Below are 20,652 nucleotides of genomic sequence, written 5' to 3'. Positions count from 1 at the left end.
ATAATTTTGTTTAATTTAGAAAATACGTGGGCAACTTGTTACTAATTTTGCCCCTATTAACCCTGTATCGTCGTATATGTCCATTAGCATTTGCTCTCCAGTATAATTAATAGTCACATCGAATTTAAATTATTTCTCCCGCAGAGGTGCAGGGGCGCGGAGGTAAAAGCTAAAGTCCTCTGCTTTGTAGCGTCTCTGCGGGAAATCTATTGCAACTTAACAAAAGTGCTTTTCGCGCCAATTATGAGAATATCAGGGATGAAAAATCATCAATTATTTGCCACGCCATTTGTCATTATCTTATGGCTTTACAGTACATCTACACTGGCAGCATTTACGGCAAAACTGGATCGCCAAACCATCAGCGAACAAGATAGTTTTCTATTAACCTTGCAGGTTGACAAACAATCTCAGGAAAGCCCGGACTTGTCGATTCTGGAGCAGGATTTTGATTTGATCAGTTCTTCGCAAAGTACTGAGATGCAAACCATTAATGGGCGCTCCAAGTCCTTAACCCGTTGGCAAATAAGCTTATTACCAAAAAGTAGTGGCGAGTTGGTGATACCAGCCATTCGACTGGGGCAGGAACAAACCCAACCCCTGACTTTAAAAGTCACGCCAGAAAAAACCAAAGAACAAAGCGGGGCTTATCCTGAAATTTTTCTGGAAGTGGAAGTTAAACCGGAAACTGCTTATTTACAAAGTCAGATTACTTATATTTTGCGTTTATATCATAGTCTGCCGTTGAATTCCGGGCAGATTACCCCGCCGCAACCCAACCATGCACGAGTGGAAAAACTGGGGGAAAATAAGCGCTACCAAACCCGCCTGGAAGGTAAAAATTATGGTGTCGTTGAACAGTATTATGCAATTTTCCCAGAGCAAAGCGGCAATTTACAGATTCCTCCCGTACAGTTTCAGGGACTGGTTATGGGCAGTCGCACACAAAAGCGCCCATTTATGGGTTTTTATTCAGATTCAGGCCGCACGGTGCGTAAAAAGTCCAAGGCGCTGAGTATTAAAATCTTACCCCGTCCATCCGTTTTTCCTCAGCAGGCAGTATGGTTGCCTGCGCGTGCAGTGAGTCTGGGCGAGCAATGGTCGGTTAATCCTTTAGAATTTCAGGTCGGTGAGCCAGTAACGCGCACCATTACTTTAAGTGCTCTGGGATTGTATGCCGAGCATTTGCCCACGCTGTCACCGGCAAATCCAGAAACATTTAAGCAATATCCAGATCAGGCGCAAACCGAGACCCGCCTGACGGATAGTGAGCATTTGCTAATGGCACAACAACAGCAGCCTATCGCTTTAGTGCCAACCCAGGCTGGTCAATTTACCCTGCCTGAAATCAGTCTGCCCTGGTGGGATACGCAACAAGGAGAATTACGTTATGCACGTTTGCCAGCGCGCACGGTAACGGTTTTACCTGCCGCTGTAAGCGATAAGCCGACACCTGTTACCACCGCACCAATTACTAGCACACAGACCAATCAGGCAAATAACCAAGTCGTCCCGGTTAAAGCAGAGTCTATCTGGGGTTTATCGATTATTTATTGGTTTTGGTTGGCTTTGCTGCTTACTGGTGCCTGGATTTTAGGCTTATTATTTTACTGGTTATCCCGCCATTATCAGCAAAATCCTGACAAAAAAATCAATCCCCGACTGGGCAACTTAAAAGCAGCCCGTAAAAATATAGAGCGCGCCTGTGTGGCAACCGATGCAAAAGTAGCTCGCGAAGCCTTATTAGCCTGGGCAAAATTACAATGGCCAACACAACAACCACGGGGATTGGCGCAACTTGCCAATTTATTATCCGTTACAGCCAGTCAACAGGCGATCTTGGAGCTGGAGCGTTATCTTTATGGTGGCAGCAGCACAGCATCAGACTGGGATGGTGCTGAGGCTTGGCAGCGTATACGCATGGGACTGCATGAAGACATTCAGGATAATGACAAAAGTAATCCCTTACCCGAGTTATATCCAGCAGCATGAGGTTTTTTTTACTGTTCACACCATTGCTGTTAATGGCTTTGCTGGTGCAATCGGGCTTTTGGGTGCCGAGCTATTCACGGCAGAGTCAGGCGAATCCACAACGCTTGCAGCAGTTTATTCACGCCAGTATTGGTGATGCCAAAATACTTAACCCCATCTTAAACGCTGACAGCGCCAGCAGTGACATTGTTGAAAAAGTTTTTGATGGCCTGCTGGATTTGGATGACAATCTGCAATTACGTGGACGCTTGGCAACAAGCTGGGAAACTCATGAAGTCTTATATTTACGCATTAATCACAATGCAAGCATTGCTGATGGCAGCCAACCCAATGCCAGACAATTGCGGGAAAAAATTCAGACCTGGCTGAAAACCCAGGCTGATTTACAAAAACTGTTGCAAGCAATACAAATTCTGCCAGCTCAACAGCAAAGTTTTGAGGTATTTTTGCCCGATAAAACCCGCATTGCGGTGAATTTAAATATCCCGGAAACACTACATTTTCAATTATCTCAGGTGGTACCGGACTTTTTTAAGCGACTGACCGCGCTGTTAGGTGACAATTACGAAGAAAACCGCCCCTGGTTACAATGGCTGCCAAAACCAGAACAACACAAGCCAGTAATACTTAATGCCGTAAAAAAAGACTTTCCAATTTTTGAACATAATCCGGTATTACGTTTTTATTTACGCAAAAATGTCTTGTTTCATGATGGCGAAGTTTTTGATGCTGAGGATGTGTTATTTACTTATCAAGCCTTGATGAATCCTAAAAATCTCTCACCACGCACGTCTGATTTTGAGCCAATTAAAAGTCTCAAAGTTCACGATGCACATACCGTGGATGTGATTTATAAACGGCTGTTTTCACCTGCCATTAATGCCTGGATGATCGGTATTTTGCCGGAACACCGTCTCAATCAGCAGGCATTGTTACAAGAGCAGCAACAGCGCGGCATCAGCGGCAAGGCTGCGGAAAACTTTGGGCTGCGTGACAGTGACTTTAACCGCCATCCCATTGGCACGGGGGCTTTTAAGTTTGTGTCCTGGCGCAGTGATGAACAAATTCATTTACAGCGCAATGCACATTATTGGGAAGGCGCGCCGCTGTATCAGGATTATTTCTATCGCATTATTCCTGATACTGTGACCCGTGAACTGGAATTTCGCAGTGGCGCAATTGATGCCTATAATCCGCAGCCTTATCAGGTTAAGCGTTATCAGCAAGATCCGGATTATCAATATTTTTCCAGTCTGCAAACCGCCTATACTTATATCGGTTACAATCAGCGCCGCCCTCTATTTCAGGACGCTCGTCTGCGCAAGGCATTAGGGCTGGCCCTGAATGTTGAAGAAATCATGGCTTATGTGTTATATGGACAGGGTGAGCGTATCAGCGGCCCTTACCCGAAAAATACCCGCTGGTACAACCCTGAGGTAAAACCGCTGGCATATGACCCGGCAATGGCATTAAGCCTGTTGGCAGAATTAGGATGGCAGCGTAACCGCGAAGGCTGGCTGGAGAAAGACGGCAAGATATTGGAATTTACCTTAATTACCAATCACGGTAATGCGCTGCGTAAAGCCATTTTAAGCATTGCGCAGGATCATTGGCGGCGCATCGGCATACGCTGTCATACCCAGGTTTTTGAATGGGCGGTATTTTTACAGGATTTTGTCAATCCAGGACAATTTGATGCCGTGGTTTTAGGTTGGAGCATGGGCATTGATCCCGATTTGTATCAAATCTGGCACTCCAGCCAGTCGGGCAAACATCAGCTTAATTTTATCGCCTACCAAAATGCCAAAGCCGATCAGTTGATTGAACAAATTCGTGAAACCTATGATTTGAATAAACAACAACAACTCACCCGACAATTACATCAGCAAATTGCAGCCGATCACGCTTACACTTTTTTATACGCCCCATTAAAAACCCAGGTGCTGGATAAAAAAATTGTGATGCAGACAGCCGATGGCAATTATGTAAAGATTCCTGAACCCCGCAGTGGGGATTTAATGTTTCATTTTAAGCGTTGGAAAAAGCTGGAAATAATGCCCAGGTTTTAAAAAGCAGTCATACCGTTAAAACTGCTGTGTACGCAACATCACCAAAGTACAGCCCCGTACAACCTCAATCCCGCGCTTTTCTGCTTCGGCTTCCAGTTTGTCATTTTCCGCGCCGGGATTCATAATCAGGCGTTTGGGCTTTAAGGCAAAAATACTTTCTGCCAGCGTGTCAGAACGCGCTGCACCGACATATAAAGTGATGGTATTTACGGCCTGGTCGATTTTATCCAAAGCGGTATAACAGGCCTGCCCGTGAATTTCTTCTGCCAGTGGATGTACCGGAAAAACCTGATGTCCATATTTAAGCAAATCAACAACCGCCTGATTGGAATAACGTTCAGGTTTGGGGGAAGCGCCCAGAACAACAACATTTTTAGCACTATTTTCCTGATTCATAATGTTTAACTATCCTTTAAAAATGCTATGCATTTTTAATTATTCAGCCAGAGGCTGAAAAAAATTTATACCAACCCAATTGCTCACTTCAAGGCCGAACTGAGTAACTGCGCGGTGAGATCGACAATGGGGATCACCCGCTCATACGCCATGCGGGTTGGCCCAATCACACCTAATACGCCAACGGTTTGACCATCAACCCGGTAAGGCGAGGTGACGATGCTATACTCATCAAGAATATCGTAACCGGATTCTTCCCCGATAAAAATCTGTACACCGTTACTATTTAAGGCTTGATCAAGCAAATGCAGAATATCCTGTTTCTGGTTAAACGCATCAAATAAATGGCGCAGTTTATCCATATCAGCAGCGCCTGCCATGCCCATGAGATTAGTCTGTCCGGCTAATACGTAATCACCCGTATTGGCAGCAGGTGTCAGGGGTTCTTCAAAAGCCTTGGTCGCCACTTCTTCCAGTGTCTGCATCAGATTATTCATATCAATGCGCGCGGCTTTCATCTCTTTTAACAGATTTTTGCGCACTGCTTTAATATCTTTGCCCGCAAAAGCGGCATTTAAATAATTGGCGGCTTGTTGTAATTCACTGCTGCTGAAATCTTGCTGGGTTTGAATAATGCTGTTTTGTACATTGGTTTCATTAATCACCAGAATCACCAGTACGCGCTTGCCAGAGAGGGATAAAAATTCAACATGACGCAGCGTTTGTACTTCCTGGCGCGGCAGCATCACCACCCCTGCCAGGTGCGTGGTATCCGCCAGCAGTGCAGAAGCCTGGGACAGCAGGCTTTGACTGTTGTATTCCGTAGGCTCCAAAAGTTGCTGACGCAGGCGTAAACGCTCTTCAATTTCTACTGGTTGAACCTGGATAAGGCTGTCTACAAACAGACGATAACCCTGTACAGTTGGCACGCGCCCTGCTGAAGTGTGTGGCGAAATAATCAGCCCCAAGTCTTCCAAATCCGCCATAACATTACGAATCGTCGCCGGACTTAAGTCCAGTGAACAATCCCGCGATAAGGTACGCGATCCAACCGGCTGTCCCTCTTTGATATAACGGGAAACCAGCGTCTTGAGCAAAGACAGCGCGCGTTCATTTAGTGGAACTGATTTTAATGGTTTGGTCATTGCTTTGTTTGATGAAAATACAAGTGATACGCAGTAGAATCTATTATGATACCTTAGGAGCGAGAATTTTATAGACAACATTTAACGGATGTTACGTAATTGCCATTTTTTGTACAAATCATAAGGTTTGGCAAGACAGAACACCAAAGTTTAAAAAACAAAAACCGAAAGGAAGCCTTGCTTTTGTTTCAAAATATCGGACTGATTGCTAAACGACACAGCAAAGAAGCCAGCCACACTTTGCGGAAAGTCATTGCTTATCTTAAACACCATAATAAACATACCATGCTACATCAAAATAGCCTGGAAGCCTTGCCTGACTCTGAAATACCGGTGGTAGACAGCATTGAGCTTGGTAAGCGCAGTGATCTCATTATTGTCATTGGCGGCGATGGTACGCTGTTACATGCCGCAAGAATGCTGACCTCTTATAAGGCGCGTTTACTGGGCATTAATCTTGGTCGCCTGGGTTTTCTTACCGATATACACCCCAAGCAATTATCCGCTTGCCTGGATTTGGTTTTTGAAGGCCGCTTTTCCCAGGAAAAACGCTTTTTACTGGATACTCAGGTATATCGAAAAGATAAACATCTGGGGACTTGTCGGGCGCTTAATGACGTGGTGATTCAGCGCTGGAATAATGCACACATGTTATCATTTACCGTCAGTATAGATGGAAAATTGCTGGGTGGACAGCGCAGTGACGGCATACTGATTGCCACGCCCACCGGTTCCACTGCCTATAATCTTTCCGGTGGCGGCCCGGTACTGCACCCTTCGGTTGATGCCTTGTTATTATTATCCATGTTTCCGCATACTTTAAGCAATCCTCCCATCGTGGTGCAGGGGGACAGTGAAATTGAAATCCAGGTCTGTGCCAATCAATCTGTGGAAGCACAACTAACCTGCGATGCTGTTCCCAGTCAAAGTCTGTTTCCAGGGGATCGCGTTGTGGTTCGCAAAAAACGCCATATTTATTTAATTCATCCTGACAGCTACGATTATTTTTCAACTCTGCGCGATAAGTTGCATTGGGGGCGGGAACCTTAATAAGCTGCCTCGGAAATGACACACAGTAGATTTCCCGGAGCTGTCCGGGAAAGCCTTGGAGCATTCCCAAAACAAGCGTGATTATTTCTTGTAAACGCTATTACCCTACCGCATTGCCTAACGTAAAGATTGAATAAATTGCCATTCCTGTTCACTGACAGGCATAACGGAAAGACGATTACCACGACGCAGCAATGGCATATTTTCAAGTTCCGGGCAGGCTTTCAGCGTCTGTAACGCAATGGTTTCCGTGAAGGTTTCCACATAAGCAACATCCACCAGATACCAACGCGGTTTATCAGGATCACTTTTTGGATCATAATGCCCATCGTTGGGATCAAAGGCCGTCGGGTCAGGATAACTTTCTGATACCACTTCCATGACACCGACAATACCCGGTACCTTGCAATTGGAATGATAAAAAAAGATTAAATCACCGATATGCATTTGATCACGCATCATATTACGCGCCTGATAATTGCGCACCCCATCCCAGGGTTCGCGTTTTTTGCGGGCCAGGTCAAGAATGCTGAATTCATTGGGTTCTGATTTCATCAACCAATATTGCCGTTGCGTGCCAGCCTGCATATCAGTCACCTGCAATTCAGTCAATTTGCAGACCTTCCCGGTGAGTCCAGTTAATATCTTCTAATAAGCGTTTAAATGGCAAGGTTTGTAAAGTCTGCATCTTAACAATTTCCATAAAGGGTAAATCTTTATTTTCAAACTGATAAGTACCATCAATCATTGATTGTTTTATGGCTTTAACTTTCGTTTCCAGGTTAGTAATAAACGCAATTGCCGGCCCCATGCTATCTGCTTCAAATTCAATGGCTTCACGGGTATCAGCAATTTCAAATAAAGCCTGCTCAATCAGATCAATATAAGCTTCGACTGTTGCGGGCCGTTTGTGTTCAATTTTTCCAATTTTCATTGCCCTTTTCTCCTTCTGAAAATCGCCATAATTAAGTAAGAATCAGCCATATTAAACATATCGGATTTCCAGAATCTCAAATTCTTTACTGCCACTTGGTGCCTGCACCACGGCAACATCACCTTCTTCCTTACCAATTAAAGCCCTGGCAATCGGGGAGGCGATTGAAATACGGTTTAATTTGATGTCTGCCTCATCTTCGCCAACAATCTGATAAGTCACTTCTTCTTCAGTGTCTTCATCAGCCAGATCAACCGTTGCGCCAAATACAATACGCCCATTGGCATTGAGTTTGGTGATATCAATAACTTCCGCCATTGCCAGTTTATGTTCAATTTCAGCAATACGGCCTTCATTAAAACTCTGCTGCTCACGCGCCGCGTGATATTCTGCATTTTCCTTTAAATCACCATGCTCACGCGCCGTGGCAATGGCCGCAGTGATTTGTGGGCGTAAAACAGTTTTGAGTTCTTGCAGTTCACCACGCAGGGCTTCTGCGCCTCTGATAGTCATTGGTGCTTTTTTCATGCGCCATTTTCTCCATGTAATTCTTGATGCAGGTCTTGCAGACAGTTAATAGTTTTACCTTCTTGCATGGCGCGCAAGGCTAACACTGTCGCGCGCGCACCGGCAATGGTGGTGGTGTAGGTGACTTTATTTCGCAAAGCATTAGTGCGTATGGTGTCAGAATCTGCAATTGCGTGTTTGTCTTCTGTGGTATTGACAATAAAGGCAATTTCACCATTTTTGATTTGATCGACAATATGTGGACGGCCTTCATGCACTTTATTCACATGCTGACAAGGTATTTTTGCTTCTTCCAGCGCGACTGCCGTACCGCGCGTGGCAACCACATCAAAACCCAAATCAACCAATTCTCTGGCAACGTCACAAGCACCCATTTTATCTTCGTCACGCACGCTGACAAAAGCGCGTCCGGCTTTTGGCAAGGCCATATTCGCCGCTTTTTGCGCCTTCAAAAAGGCTTCGCCAAAACTACGCCCAATACCCATCACTTCCCCGGTGGATTTCATTTCCGGCCCTAATAATGGGTCAACGCCGGGGAATTTAACAAAGGGAAATACGGCTTCTTTGACAGAATAAAAGCTGGGAATACATTCTTTGGTGATGCCCTGCTTAACCAGCGATTTACCTGCCATGCAACGCGCAGCAATCTGCGCCAATGACAAGCCGGTGGCCTTGGACACAAACGGCACGGTACGCGAAGCGCGGGGATTGACTTCAAGTATGTAAATGGTTTCGCCTTTGATGGCAAACTGGGCATTCATCAAACCCACCACATTCAAAGCTTTTGCCAGACGCTGCATTTTATCACGCAGCCGATCCTGAATCATGGGTGATAAACCGTAAGGCGGCAGGGAACAGGCGGAATCACCAGAGTGAATGCCAGCTTGTTCAATATGCTCCATAATACCGCCGATCAGGAAATTTTCACCATCACAAATCGCGTCTATATCCACTTCAATGGCATCATCCAGGAAATGATCCAGCAATACGGGTGATTCATTGGAAACATTAACCGCTTCACTCATATAACGTGCTAAGTCTTCCTCATAATGCACGATTTCCATCGCCCGACCACCCAATACATAAGAGGGACGCACCACCAGGGGATAACCGATTTCAGCCGCCAGGGTCAGTGCTTCTTCTTCGTTGCGGGCGGTGCGGTTGGGGGGTTGTTTAATACCCAAATCCTGAATAAGCTGCTGGAAACGCTCACGGTCTTCCGCCAAATCAATGGAATCCGGTGAAGTACCGATAATCGGCGCGCCAGCGGCTTCCAGATCCCGTGCTAATTTCAGTGGCGTTTGCCCACCGTATTGCACAATCACGCCTTTGGGTTTTTCCAGGTCAATAATTTCCAGCACATCTTCCAGGGTCAGTGGCTCAAAATACAAACGATCTGAAGTATCATAATCCGTTGAAACCGTTTCCGGGTTACAGTTGATCATAATGGTTTCATAACCATCATCGCGCAAGGATAAAGCCGCTTGTACGCAGCAATAATCAAACTCAATACCCTGTCCGATCCGGTTGGGGCCTCCCCCTAAAACTACAATTTTTTCACGCTCAGAAGGTGAGGCTTCGCATTCTTCCTCATAAGTGGAATACATATAGGCAGTGCTGGCGGCAAATTCCGCAGCACAGGAATCCACCCGTTTATACACCGGGCGAATATTCAATTGCTGGCGCAACAGACGAATTGCTGACTCTTTAGTATTTAAGAGTGCTGACAGGCGTTTATCAGAAAAGCCCTTACGCTTTAACTGCCACATGCGATCTTTGTCTAAACTGGCTACCCCCCCCATGGCAATCGCCGCTTCTTCATCCATCAAATTGGCAATCTGACATAAAAACCAGGGATCGATGCCAGTTTCTTTTTGCACCTCTTCCAACGCCCAACCCAAACGGAAAGCCTCAGCAATGTAACGAATACGCTCGGCACTGGGAATACGCAAGGCTTTGCGCAATGTATCCGTGGCATCTTCCGCCTCAGTATCGAGAATCGGGCATAAACCATAAATACCGGTTTCCAGGCCACGCAACGCTTTTTGCAGCGATTCCTGGAAGGTACGCCCCATTGCCATTACTTCGCCAACAGATTTCATCTGCGTGGTTAAGGTGGGATCAGCGCCGGGAAATTTCTCAAAAGTGAAACGCGGAATTTTGGTGACGACATAATCCAGCGTTGGCTCAAATGAAGCCGGAGTCACGCCGCCGGTCATTTCATTGGCGAGTTCATCCAGGGTATAACCCACTGCCAGCTTGGCAGCAATTTTAGCAATCGGGAAACCCGTGGCTTTAGAAGCCAGTGCCGAAGAGCGGGAAACGCGGGGGTTCATTTCAATAATGATCATGCGCCCGTTTTCAGGATTAATCGCAAACTGCACATTCGAGCCACCGGTATCCACGCCAACTTCCCGTAACACCGCAATCGAAGCATTACGCATGATTTGGTATTCTTTATCAGTCAGCGTCTGAATCGGCGCAACCGTGATGGAATCACCAGTATGCACGCCCATTGCATCAAAATTTTCAATGGAACAGATAATGATGCAGTTATCTTCATGATCCCGCACCACTTCCATTTCATACTCTTTCCAGCCGATAATGGATTCTTCAATCAGCAATTCGTTGGTGGGCGAGGCATCCAGGCCGCGCTCACAAATCAGCGCAAACTCTTCTTTGTTATAAGCAATACCACCGCCACTGCCGCCCATGGTAAACGAAGGCCGGATAATCGAAGGAAAGCCAATATCAGCCTGCACCTGCTGGGCTTCTTCCATGCTGTGCGCAATTGCAGAGCGTGGCATATCCAGGCCAATTTTACGCATTGCCACGCGGAACTTATCCCGATCTTCCGCCTTATCAATGGCTTCTTTGGAAGCACCAATCAGGGAAACGCCAAACTCTGCCAGCACCCCTTCGCGATCCAAATCCAGCGCGCAGTTCAACGCCGTCTGCCCCCCCATTGTCGGTAACAAGGCATCGGGTTTTTCTTTTTCGATAATCCGCGCCACAGTTTCCCAATGTATGGGTTCAATATAGGTCGCATCCGCCATATTGGGATCGGTCATGATGGTGGCGGGATTGGAGTTCACCAGAATGACGCGATAACCCTCCTCGCGCAACGCTTTGCAGGCTTGCGCGCCGGAATAGTCAAATTCACAGGCTTGACCAATAATGATCGGACCAGCGCCAATAATTAAAATACTGTGTATGTCAGTGCGTTTAGGCATGTTTAAGCTCGTTATGAGTAAAGTTAAGCGGTGTAATCAGTTGTTGTATGCAGTGTATGATTTCAATATCTAAAATTCAATAACGACTACCGTTACTTTCCATTTGGAATATAACAAAAAATGGGCAAGTAAATATTTTTCAGGATTAATTTAAACACAAAAACACCTGTTTTTATCATTTAATTAAGTGCCGGGAAAGTCAATGGATAACACCCCTCCGAAGGGTGTTATCCGTAAAGCATTTACCTGAGAACCTATAAGCGCGGCAGGATGCATAGGTGCTATCACTTATCCACCTTACAAGTTGCCTTAAGCGCCAAATTATGTGCTGACAAACTCCATATGATGAACATTATCAAGATTCGTGTTTTGTTTTGCTTGCCAGAGGTTGTAATGATCCTGCATTGTTAGCCAACTTTCTGGAGAACGCCCCAAGGCTTTTGACAGGCGTAACGCCATTTCAGGACTAATGCCACTTTTACCGGAAATTACACGGTTAAAAGTTGATGCCGAGACATCAAGGTTTTTAGCCACAACACGCGCACTGATATTAAACGGTTCCAGGTAAACGACCCGGATAAACTCACCTGGATGGGGTGGATTATGCATAGTCATCAGTGATAATCCTCATAATCCAAAATGTATACATGGCCTTCACAAAATTCAAATGTAAGTCGCCAATTACTGCTAACAGAAATAGACCAGCAGTTTCTGAGTTGCCCTTTCAATAAATGTAAGCGAAAGCCAGGGATATTCATGTCTTCAATTACTTGCGCAGTCTCAAAAGCAATAAGTTGCATACGAAGATGACTGGCATGGTTAGCCTGTATGCCTGACGTGCTGCCTGTCTCGTAAAAATTCTTAAGCCCCTTGTAGCGAAATGATTTAATCATTCAGTAATTATCGCATGTTGCGCGACGCGCTACAAATTTTTGCCTATGATACCTGAACTCAGCGCGGTAGGACGCATAAGCGATAGCGCTAGTGCATCATATATGACACCAAAATGGTCGAATCTATAGCTTATATACTGGCGCAAGGTCTGGCGAGGTCTTAAATTTAGAATGGAGCCGGATAGATTTTGATAAATCACGGGTTTACCTCTATCCAAAAAACCAAAAAAGCCGCAAGCACGGCACTTTAATTTTAATGCCACCTTCAAGGATAGCGTTACTCAATCGCGAAGCTTTTCACATGGAGCATTGTTTGGATAGCTCTTGGGTATTTTGTCAATGAATTGTTGGCTGGTGCAAGCTGGGCAAGATATCAATCGTGTAAAGCAAGTGGCAAGACACGCAAATATCAATACAAGCATGCGCTATTCTCATTTATCGCCAGATGAAGGCCATAAAACACTGGAAGCTCTTTTTAAGGCTTTGATTTTATAGATTTATTTTTGAAAACACTGATTTTTCAAGGCGGGGTTCCTTGAGAAAAGGGATTTTTTAGAGGTAAGTGCTTGATTTTATTGGTAGGCGCGAGTGGATTCGAACCACCGACCCCCACCATGTCAAGGTGGTGCTCTAACCAACTGAGCTACGTGCCTGTATTCCTATCAAGGCCGCGAATGATACACAGATATTTGAAACAATACAAGAAAAAAGTTAATTATTTTCGCCGACTGCGTTTTTTAATCGGGTGATGACTGATAAAACGCACAATCTTGGAATAAGGTAATTTACTGAGATCCTGGTATTGCTGTTCAGCTTGATCTAATAAGGCTGCAATATCATCAACGGGGTCAGGTGATTGTTGATTGGACTCAATGACTGCTGCCTGCCTGGACAAAATTTGTTGCAGGCCTCGTGGCCCGCCACATTGTACTTTTATGGCTTTGGCATGGGGTTGGGGGGCGTGGGTGGCGGCAAGTTTTAAAGCAAAACGCGCATTATCATAGAGCATTTCCAGCCATTGTTCACAGCGGTGGTGTGCTTGCTGACGACTACAGGCTACTGCGTCGCGTTCAGCAATACTGAGACGCAGACTGTAACTGCATTGACAGCAACGGCATAAAATCGCCTTGGCAAAAACACAAGGGCGATGGTTGACGTCATGGTAGGTGCGTTTATATTCTAGTTCTTCCATAACAAGTGCTGTACCACTATCCCGGATAACATCTGCCCAAACAGGGCCGGCATGTAAGCAATTGTGCCATTAACCGCACGGGGGCGGCCTGGTGCATCGCCTTCCAGGGGTTGATGTGGCAGTGGTTTACGCGCATGTTCATGAGAATAAACCACGGGATAGCGTGGTGCCACACCCATTTTTTTCAAAGCTGCGCGCACTTCCCGCGCCAAAGCGCAGCCATGCGTCTGATTCAGGCTGGCAACTGCAACTTTACTCACATCCAGACGGTTGCCAGCACCCATGCTGGAAGCTACCGGCACTTCCTGTTGTAAACAGGCGGCGACTAATGCGGCTTTACAGGCAATGGAATCAATACAGTCCACCACGAAGTCGAATTGCCCTTGCGCAATAAAATCAGCCACCTGATCTTTTTCTATAAACTGTTGTAGCGCGTGTAATTCCACATCTGGATTGATGTCTCTTAAGCGCGCTGCCATCACCTCGGTTTTAGGCTGCCCCAAAGTGGAGTGCAAAGCCAATAATTGCCGGTTGAGGTTGGATGCTGAAACCACATCATGATCGACAATAGTGAGCTTTTGTATGCCAATGCGAGCAAGGCTTTCAGCCACATAAGCGCCAACACCACCCAGCCCGGCAATTAAAATATGATGTTGGTTCAGTTTTTCCAGTGCTTCATTTCCCAGTAAAATTTCAGTTCGGGAATAGGCTTCCCGAGAAAATTCTTCAGGGTTACTCATGGTTTTCTTTTACCGATTCTTTTTTTATGTTTTTTCCCCGATTTTGAGCGTGTGCTGTCTTTAGATTTTGCTGCATCTTGCTCACCACGATTACCTTTGCGATGTGGTTTAGGTTTTCGCGATTTGCTCTGTGACCTTGGCTTGCCATCAGAACGTGATTTTTTATAACTTCCCGCATCCTGATCGGCATCCGCTGCGCGTTTGATATCAATGCGCTGTCCACAAATCCGGGTTTTTTTCAATTCCTGTAATAATTCATCGGTGATTTCCGCCGGTAAATCAATTGTGCTGAAATCTTCATAAATTTCAATATGTCCAATATATTGACTTTCAACCCCGGCTTCATTGGCAATGGCACCGACAATGTTACCCGGTTTGACCTCATCGTTATAACCCACGGCTAATTTGAAACGTTCCATTTCAATATCCGGGAAATTTTTTAAGGGCTTGGGTTTTTCAGCACCCTTGACCCAGGTTTTTGGACTGCGTTGAAAGTCTTTTTTCTCACGATAAGATCTGTCGCCCCTATCCCCTCTATCTTCATCCTGGTGACGTTCACGGCGTTTTTTCTGTGGCTTGTCGGATAAGAATAAAGGCTCTTTGCCTTGCGTCATATATGCCAGCGCTGCCGCCATTTGCAGTGGGTCAACTTCAAATTCCTGTTCATACTCCGTGACCAGGCGAGAGAATACATCCAGATTCTGATTGGTTAACACGTCATTAATGCGTTGTTTGAAACGCGAAACGCGCTGCTCATTAATGGTTGAAGCCGTTGGCATTTGCATTTGTTCGATTTTATGCCGGGTGTTGCGTTCAATGGCGTACAACAGGCGGCGTTCGCGTGGTGCGACAAATAAAATGGCATCACCACTGCGTCCAGCGCGGCCCGTGCGCCCAACACGGTGGACATAGGATTCGACATCGGAAGGAATGTCATAATTGATGACATGACTGACCCGTTGCACATCCAGTCCACGCGCAGCGACGTCGGTGGCAATGATAATGTCCAATTGTCCATTTTTAAGTTTATCAACTGTGCGTTCACGCTGCTTTTGGTCTATATCACCATTAAGCGCAGCACAGGCATAACCGCGTGCTGCCAGTTTTTCAGCTAATTCCAGGGTTGCAGTTTTGGTGCGCACAAAAATCAATATGGCATCAAACTCTTCAACTTCCAATAAACGGGTCAGTGCATCCAGTTTATGTAAACCACTGACTTGCCAGTAGCGCTGACGAATATTGGTCGCGGTAGTGGTTTTGGCAGCAATTTTAATTTCCACCGGATCGTGGAGATATTGCTTGGCGACTTTACGAATCACGCTGGGCATGGTTGCGGAAAATAATGCAATCTGGCGGGTTTCCGGAATTTGCTCTAAAATCCACTCAACATCGTCAATAAAGCCCATGCGCAACATTTCATCAGCTTCATCCAGCACCAGCGTTTTCAGGCCATTAAGCTGTAAAGTACCACGCCGGATATGATCCATCACCCGCCCCGGTGTACCCACCACCACATGTACGCCACGGCGTAACTGGCGCAATTGGTTTTCGTAAGACTGCCCCCCGTAAATCGGCAGCACATGAAACCCTGACATATAATGCGCATAACGTTGAAACGCTTCTGCAACCTGAATCGCAAGCTCACGGGTTGGCGTTAAAACCAAAACCTGAGGCGTCAGATCATCCAATTGAATGGATGATAAAACTGGCAAGGCAAAGGCCGCTGTTTTACCCGTACCGGTTTGCGCCTGACCTAAAACATCCCGTCCTTCCAATAATGGAGGGATGGTGGCTTCTTGGATAGGGGAAGGGGTTTCGTAGCCGACAGCCTCTAGTGCCTGCAAGATAGAAGGAGAGAGGTTAAGCGCTTGAAATTGAGTTGTCATGAGGTTTGCCAGAATTATTGCAAAAACATTTTATTTTACGCGATTTTATTAGGATTTGTTTGTTTTTGTTGCAGATATTTTTATTTAACCTGAAGCCAAACTCAATTTATTTAAGAAAAGATAGCAAAATCTGTTACGCACTAAGGCGCGAGGATGAAAGAAGTGCAGAAACCGGCCAGGTTGCTGAAGTTATAAAATTCTCGCTCCTAAAATTCCCGCTCCTAAGGAGTGAGGATAAAATAAATACAGAAACTGGGCGCAGGATTTTTATTCATTTTCAAGGCGTGAAAACAGGCGCATAGCAAGCTATGTAACTGTTTTCGGAACACAGAAAATGGAGAAAAAGACCAGCCAGGTTGCTGAAGTTATAAAATTCTTGCTCCTAAGTAGGTGAGCATCATTATGATAGCTATTTATCTATAACTTATGAAACTCAAAAAATGTTGCGCTCCTCAGTCAGCGCATCCAACAGACGCTGGTGTAAATTACCAAACCCGCCATTACTCATAATTAAAACCTGATCGTCAGGCTGAAGCTCTGATAGTAAATGCGCTAACAAATCTTCAATTTGATGAAATTGCGCAATCGGTAAATGCTCACCAGGAAATTCCCAGTTTTGTTCGGCAGGCTGATATACCCGCACCAAATCAGCCACTTGCAGAGAAGCTGCAAGTTTGTCTCTATGTACGCCTAATTTCATGGTATTTGAGCGGGGTTCTAAGACAGCGATAATCCGTTTTGAGCCAACCCGGGCGCGTAATGCTACCAATGTTTCGGCAATTGCTGTTGGATGGTGGGCAAAATCATCATAAATTCGAATCTGATTGATTTCTCCACGTAGTTCCAAACGTCGCCGCACGCCTTTAAATTGCCCCAGGGCTTCACAAGCAATCGCTGTTGGTACACCGGCATGACGTGCTGCGGCAATCGCGGCAAGGGCATTATGCTGATTGTGTTTGCCAGGTAAAACGCTGTGTACTTCGCCTTGTAACTGACCCGCAAAAAAAACCTGAAAATGACTGCCATCGGCATTTAAGCTATGGCTTAACCAACCTGTTTCAGAATCATTCAGTATTTCGGTATCAGACCAACAACCTTGTTCCAATACTGATTTTAAGCTATTTTGTTGTAAATACAGAATTTTACCATTACCGGGTACGGTGCGAATCAAATGATGAAACTGGCGCTGAATCGCCGCCAAATCCGGGAAAATATCCGCATGATCATATTCCAGGTTATTACACACCAATGTGTGCGGGTGATAATGTACAAATTTAGAGCGTTTATCAAAAAATGCCGTATCGTATTCGTCCGCTTCCACCACAAAAAATGGACTGTCTCCCAGACGGGCGGAAATATTGAAATTTTGTGGTACGCCACCGATTAAAAACCCTGGGTTTAATCCCGCATCTTCTAAAATCCAGGCCAGCATACTGCTACTGGTGGTTTTGCCATGCGTACCTGCCACGGCTAATACCCAGCGTTTTGCCAACACCTGCTCAGCCAGCCATTGCGCACCGGAAGTATAAGCCAGACCTTGATTAAGCACGGCTTCCACTGCTGGATTACCGCGACTTAAGGCATTACCAATGACCACCATGTCAGGCTCCGGTTCAAGCTGACTGGCATTATAACCTTCAACACAAACAATACCTTGTTGTTCCAGTTGGGTACTCATCGGCGGATAGACATTGGCATCGGAACCGCTAACATGATGTCCCATTTGTTTGGCGAGCACTGCCAAACTACCCATAAAAGTGCCGCAGATACCAAGAATGTGAATATGCATCTAAAAATTATAATCCCTGAGTTCGGAGTAAGCTGCTTTCAGCAGTTATGATACAGAAAACGACTTCTACCTCATGCTAAATTTTTGATCATCTGTGCCAGATTCAAGTCATTTAAACTCAAATTCTTATATTGAATTCAGGTCATTAACTTGTTGGGCGAATTCCCGGATTTTCTCCGTACTTTTAATGCCTTTTTTGACTTCCACACCACCGCTGACATCCACCGCCCAGGGGCGTACCGTATGAATGGCGTGTGCCACATTGCTCGCGTCCAAACCACCTGCGAGAATAACTGGTTTAGCCACTTGCGCTGGAATCTCTTTCCAATTAAAAGCGGTACCCGTGCCACCCTTGACTCCCGGCACATAAGCATCCAGCAATAAACCACGCGCACTTTGATAAAGCGCCGCCTGTGCATAAACATCCGTGCCGGGACGCATACGAATCGCTTTAATATAAGGGCGTGAAAAGGCTGCGCATTGCTGTGGTGTTTCTTCACCATGAAATTGTAATAAGTCCAGGGGAATATGTTTTAGTACCGCATGAACGAATTCAGGTTCAGGATTAACAAACAAGCCAACACTGGTGACAAATGCTGGCACCGCGCTGATGATCTCTTGCACCTGTTTGATACTGACAGCGCGCGGGCTTTTATCATAAAATACAAAACCCAGCGCATCCGCACCGGCATGACAGGCGTCTTGCGCATCTTCCAAACGGGTGATGCCACAAATTTTAATACGGGTACGTGTCGTCATTAATAAAGCAACCTGAGTATTGGTATTGATTTTGCTGATGGATTAAAAAATCTGGAAAAGTTTAACACAACAGGATAAAAGACTCATGCACCCCCGTCCCAAAACCCATTATTTAAAATCTCTGTTGATATTGGGTGGCTGCCTGTTGATACTGACTTTAAGCGCTTGCTCCAGCATATTATTACCCAGTAAAATCACAGTTGCCCAATCACCCTGGCAAAGTTTTGATGAGGCAAAAACCAGCTTTGATCGCATCATACCGGGTAAAACTTCGGTACAGGAACTGGAAAAGATGGGTTTTGATCCATTCAAAACTCCGAATATCAAACGTTTAACTTATCTGGAAGTGATTGAGCGTTTCATGCCGCACCAATCCATGCAGGTTAATGATCTGGATAAGCCTTTGCAGGTTTGTATCAGCGCCCGTAAAAATTGTTATGCCTATCAGATCAGTCCCGTGGTCAGTCATGAGCAACGTTATGGCAATGTGATGCTGGATGTGTTTAATTTCCGTCGTCGGAATCGCAAGGAAGGCTGGCGTTTTATGGCTTTAATTGTGGTTAATAATGACAAAGTGGCTTATAAACTCTGGGGTGGCGAACCCCACACGCTGGTATTGGAAGATCATAAAAAGCCATTAGGCCCGTTTCAGGATATTAAAAGTGGCTTCAGTATTAATTTGAATTCAATGTAAGAAACTGTTGCTGCATCATCAACAATCTAACCACAAATTTATCTGGATGATATAAGTACTGAAAACTCCGAAGAACTTTTTTACCTCTAATAAAATCAATAGCTTACGGACTTTTTCAGGGTTTTCAGATATAGGGTGAAAATAATAAAAATAGGAATGAAAGGTTGAGTTTGTCCGATACCAATAAAAAAAGCGGGAAGCATGACTTCCCGCTTGTAATTAAGCTAAGTTCAACGTAGGCATGTATTATCAATCAGTTACTTTTTAAACAAAAAGCTGCTACTAAACCATCATGAACGTAGATTTACTCAACAGCTTCTGATGCGACTTCTCTTACACTAAGGAGTGAGAATTTTATAACTTCAGCAACTTGGCTGGTCTTTTTCTCCATTTTCTGCGTTGTGCCTATTTGGACTTAGGCAGTTACATAGCTTGCTATGCGCCTGTTTTCACGCCTTGAAAATGAATAAAAATCCTGCACCCAGTTTCTGCATTTATTTCATCCTCACTCCTAAGTTTATGCAGGTTCCTGTATCCCCTCAAGCATCTGCGCAGCCCGGGATTTCTGCTCATCATCACCCTCGGTAAGAATTTCTTCTAAGGTACTCCGGGCGCTATTCATATCATCAATATTGATATACATTTGTGCGAGATCAAATTTCCCATCAACTTCATTCCCACTATCCAGCATATCCAGCGCCGAATCGTCTTCATCATCATCACCTAACTGACTTAACAGGCTATCCAAATCATCATCGCCAGTACTGTCATCACTCAGGTCCAGACTCATGTCGTCATCACCCAGGCTCAGCTCATCTTCAGCAACGCTGTCTTCACCCAGGTCCAGACTCATGTCATCATCACCCAGATCCAGCTCGTCTTCAGCAACGCTGTCTTCACCCAGGTCCAGGGTCATATCGTCATCGCCCAGGTCCAGCTCGTCTTCAGCACCAATCTCTTCACCCAGGTCCAGGCTCATATCGTCATCGCCCAGGCCTAGCTCGTCTTCAGCAACAGTCTCTTCACCCAGGTCCAGGCTCATATCGTCATCACCCAGGCTCAGCTCGTCTTCAGCACCGCTCTCTTCACCCAGGTCCAGGCTCATATCGTCATCACCCAGGTCCAGCTCGTCTTCAGCACCAGTGTCTTCACCCAGGTCCAGACTCATATCGTCATCGCCCAGGTTCAGCTCGTCTTCAGCAACGCTGTCTTCACCCAGGTCCAGGCTCATATCGTCATCGCCCAGATCCAGCTCGTCTTCAGCAACGCTGTCTTCACCCAGGTCCAGACTCATATCGTCATCGCCCAGGCTCAGCTCGTCTTCAGCAACGCTGTCTTCACCCAGGTCCAGA

Annotated in this window: 19 protein-coding genes and 1 tRNA gene; 5 read left to right on the top strand and 15 right to left on the bottom strand. The window is 45.6% G+C overall.

Going from position 1 to position 20,652, the window contains the following annotated elements; genetic code table 11:
* Positions 1-258 precede the first annotated feature (258 nt).
* Positions 259-1,992, top strand: a complete 1,734-nt coding sequence (locus tag QUF61_RS03450) for a BatD family protein (RefSeq protein ID WP_289680465.1) — start codon at positions 259-261, stop codon at positions 1,990-1,992.
* Entirely contained in the window at positions 1,989-4,061 is a 2,073-nt protein-coding gene (locus QUF61_RS03445; RefSeq protein ID WP_289680463.1) for an ABC transporter substrate-binding protein, read from the top strand. The genes QUF61_RS03450 and QUF61_RS03445 overlap by 4 nt, the downstream gene beginning before the upstream one ends.
* 15 nt (positions 4,062-4,076) lie before the next feature.
* On the opposite strand, the gene QUF61_RS03440 is transcribed toward QUF61_RS03445, so the two are convergent.
* Together QUF61_RS03440 and hrcA are read right to left on the bottom strand one after the other, a co-directional pair.
* A complete protein-coding gene (locus tag QUF61_RS03440; RefSeq protein ID WP_103920758.1) occupies positions 4,077-4,457 on the bottom strand; it encodes a CoA-binding protein in 381 nt (126 codons plus the stop codon).
* Positions 4,458-4,540: 83 nt separating this feature from the next.
* Positions 4,541-5,602, bottom strand: a complete 1,062-nt coding sequence (gene hrcA, locus QUF61_RS03435; protein WP_103920759.1) for a heat-inducible transcriptional repressor HrcA — start codon at positions 5,600-5,602, stop codon at positions 4,541-4,543.
* A 183-nt stretch (positions 5,603-5,785) separates the two neighbouring features.
* Here hrcA and QUF61_RS03430 point away from each other — a divergent pair, with 183 nt between their 5' ends.
* Complete coding sequence (locus tag QUF61_RS03430; RefSeq protein ID WP_289680461.1) at positions 5,786-6,652, top strand: NAD(+) kinase; 867 nt, start codon at positions 5,786-5,788, stop codon at positions 6,650-6,652.
* 117 nt (positions 6,653-6,769) lie between these two features.
* Here the strand turns inward: QUF61_RS03430 and QUF61_RS03425 are convergent, their stop codons facing one another.
* From QUF61_RS03425 to QUF61_RS03400, 6 genes are all read right to left on the bottom strand, one after another.
* Entirely contained in the window at positions 6,770-7,264 is a 495-nt protein-coding gene (locus QUF61_RS03425) for an EVE domain-containing protein (protein ID WP_289680459.1), read from the bottom strand.
* Complete coding sequence (locus QUF61_RS03420; RefSeq protein ID WP_103920761.1) at positions 7,257-7,586, bottom strand: general secretion pathway protein GspF; 330 nt, start codon at positions 7,584-7,586, stop codon at positions 7,257-7,259. The genes QUF61_RS03425 and QUF61_RS03420 overlap by 8 nt, the downstream gene beginning before the upstream one ends.
* Before the next feature lie 51 nt (positions 7,587-7,637).
* Positions 7,638-8,114 (bottom strand): transcription elongation factor GreA, encoded by a 477-nt coding sequence (gene greA / locus QUF61_RS03415; RefSeq protein WP_103920762.1) that lies wholly within the window; start codon positions 8,112-8,114, stop codon positions 7,638-7,640.
* On the bottom strand, positions 8,111-11,347 hold the full coding sequence (gene carB / locus QUF61_RS03410; RefSeq protein ID WP_289680457.1) for a carbamoyl-phosphate synthase large subunit: 3,237 nt from the start codon (positions 11,345-11,347) through the stop codon (positions 8,111-8,113). Before carB ends, greA begins: the two co-directional genes overlap by 4 nt.
* Positions 11,348-11,668: 321 nt before the next feature.
* Positions 11,669-11,962 (bottom strand): HigA family addiction module antitoxin, encoded by a 294-nt coding sequence (locus QUF61_RS03405; protein WP_103920763.1) that lies wholly within the window; start codon positions 11,960-11,962, stop codon positions 11,669-11,671.
* Positions 11,962-12,240 (bottom strand): type II toxin-antitoxin system RelE/ParE family toxin, encoded by a 279-nt coding sequence (locus QUF61_RS03400; RefSeq protein ID WP_103920764.1) that lies wholly within the window; start codon positions 12,238-12,240, stop codon positions 11,962-11,964. The genes QUF61_RS03405 and QUF61_RS03400 overlap by 1 nt, the downstream gene beginning before the upstream one ends.
* 121 nt (positions 12,241-12,361) lie before the next feature.
* Between QUF61_RS03400 and QUF61_RS18165 the strand changes: the two genes are divergently transcribed.
* On the top strand, positions 12,362-12,583 hold the full coding sequence (locus QUF61_RS18165; protein WP_407080043.1) for a tyrosine-type recombinase/integrase: 222 nt from the start codon (positions 12,362-12,364) through the stop codon (positions 12,581-12,583).
* 233 nt (positions 12,584-12,816) lie between these two features.
* Here QUF61_RS18165 and QUF61_RS03395 read toward each other — a convergent pair.
* The 6 genes from QUF61_RS03395 to QUF61_RS03370 all read right to left on the bottom strand — a co-directional run bounded on the left by QUF61_RS03395 (position 12,817) and on the right by QUF61_RS03370 (position 18,636).
* A tRNA-Val gene (locus tag QUF61_RS03395) sits at positions 12,817-12,893 on the bottom strand.
* A 62-nt stretch (positions 12,894-12,955) separates the two neighbouring features.
* Complete coding sequence (locus QUF61_RS03390; RefSeq protein ID WP_103920766.1) at positions 12,956-13,432, bottom strand: hypothetical protein; 477 nt, start codon at positions 13,430-13,432, stop codon at positions 12,956-12,958.
* Positions 13,420-14,172 carry a tRNA threonylcarbamoyladenosine dehydratase gene (locus tag QUF61_RS03385; RefSeq protein WP_289680455.1) on the bottom strand — a complete coding sequence of 251 codons (753 nt, stop codon included), beginning with the start codon at positions 14,170-14,172 and terminating at the stop codon, positions 13,420-13,422. The genes QUF61_RS03390 and QUF61_RS03385 overlap by 13 nt, the downstream gene beginning before the upstream one ends.
* Entirely contained in the window at positions 14,169-16,058 is a 1,890-nt protein-coding gene (locus tag QUF61_RS03380) for a DEAD/DEAH box helicase (RefSeq protein ID WP_103920768.1), read from the bottom strand. Before QUF61_RS03380 ends, QUF61_RS03385 begins: the two co-directional genes overlap by 4 nt.
* Before the next feature lie 433 nt (positions 16,059-16,491).
* On the bottom strand, positions 16,492-17,847 hold the full coding sequence (mpl, locus tag QUF61_RS03375; protein WP_289680454.1) for a UDP-N-acetylmuramate:L-alanyl-gamma-D-glutamyl-meso-diaminopimelate ligase: 1,356 nt from the start codon (positions 17,845-17,847) through the stop codon (positions 16,492-16,494).
* Positions 17,848-17,973: 126 nt separating this feature from the next.
* Entirely contained in the window at positions 17,974-18,636 is a 663-nt protein-coding gene (locus QUF61_RS03370; protein ID WP_289680526.1) for a phosphoribosylanthranilate isomerase, read from the bottom strand.
* 55 nt (positions 18,637-18,691) lie between these two features.
* Here QUF61_RS03370 and QUF61_RS03365 point away from each other — a divergent pair, with 55 nt between their 5' ends.
* Positions 18,692-19,300, top strand: coding sequence for a hypothetical protein (locus QUF61_RS03365; RefSeq protein ID WP_289680453.1), 609 nt, complete (start codon positions 18,692-18,694; stop codon positions 19,298-19,300).
* A 517-nt stretch (positions 19,301-19,817) separates the two neighbouring features.
* On the opposite strand, the gene QUF61_RS03360 is transcribed toward QUF61_RS03365, so the two are convergent.
* On the bottom strand, positions 19,818-20,652 hold an 835-nt coding region (locus tag QUF61_RS03360), incomplete at its 5' end, for a FimV/HubP family polar landmark protein (RefSeq protein ID WP_289680452.1).

Source organism: Candidatus Venteria ishoeyi (assembly GCF_030378065.1).
Taxonomy (GTDB): Bacteria; Pseudomonadota; Gammaproteobacteria; order Beggiatoales; family Beggiatoaceae; genus Venteria; species Venteria ishoeyi.
Note: the sequence above shows the minus strand (reverse complement) of the source record. Positions and strands in the feature narration are given on the sequence as shown.

What these genes read in the sequence shown, in the direction of transcription:
- QUF61_RS03450 (WP_289680465.1), top strand. Translation starts at nt 259, where the DNA reads ATGAAAAATCATCAATTATTTGCCACGCCATTTGTCATTATCTTATGG.
- QUF61_RS03445 (WP_289680463.1), top strand. Translation starts at nt 1,989, where the DNA reads ATGAGGTTTTTTTTACTGTTCACACCATTGCTGTTAATGGCTTTGCTG.
- QUF61_RS03440 (WP_103920758.1), bottom strand. Translation starts at nt 4,457, where the DNA reads ATGAATCAGGAAAATAGTGCTAAAAATGTTGTTGTTCTGGGCGCTTCC.
- hrcA (WP_103920759.1), bottom strand. Translation starts at nt 5,602, where the DNA reads ATGACCAAACCATTAAAATCAGTTCCACTAAATGAACGCGCGCTGTCT.
- QUF61_RS03420 (WP_103920761.1), bottom strand. Translation starts at nt 7,586, where the DNA reads ATGAAAATTGGAAAAATTGAACACAAACGGCCCGCAACAGTCGAAGCT.
- greA (WP_103920762.1), bottom strand. Translation starts at nt 8,114, where the DNA reads ATGAAAAAAGCACCAATGACTATCAGAGGCGCAGAAGCCCTGCGTGGT.
- carB (WP_289680457.1), bottom strand. Translation starts at nt 11,347, where the DNA reads ATGCCTAAACGCACTGACATACACAGTATTTTAATTATTGGCGCTGGT.
- QUF61_RS03405 (WP_103920763.1), bottom strand. Translation starts at nt 11,962, where the DNA reads ATGACTATGCATAATCCACCCCATCCAGGTGAGTTTATCCGGGTCGTT.
- QUF61_RS03400 (WP_103920764.1), bottom strand. Translation starts at nt 12,240, where the DNA reads ATGATTAAATCATTTCGCTACAAGGGGCTTAAGAATTTTTACGAGACA.
- QUF61_RS03390 (WP_103920766.1), bottom strand. Translation starts at nt 13,432, where the DNA reads ATGGAAGAACTAGAATATAAACGCACCTACCATGACGTCAACCATCGC.
- QUF61_RS03385 (WP_289680455.1), bottom strand. Translation starts at nt 14,172, where the DNA reads ATGAGTAACCCTGAAGAATTTTCTCGGGAAGCCTATTCCCGAACTGAA.
- QUF61_RS03380 (WP_103920768.1), bottom strand. Translation starts at nt 16,058, where the DNA reads ATGACAACTCAATTTCAAGCGCTTAACCTCTCTCCTTCTATCTTGCAG.
- mpl (WP_289680454.1), bottom strand. Translation starts at nt 17,847, where the DNA reads ATGCATATTCACATTCTTGGTATCTGCGGCACTTTTATGGGTAGTTTG.
- QUF61_RS03365 (WP_289680453.1), top strand. Translation starts at nt 18,692, where the DNA reads ATGCACCCCCGTCCCAAAACCCATTATTTAAAATCTCTGTTGATATTG.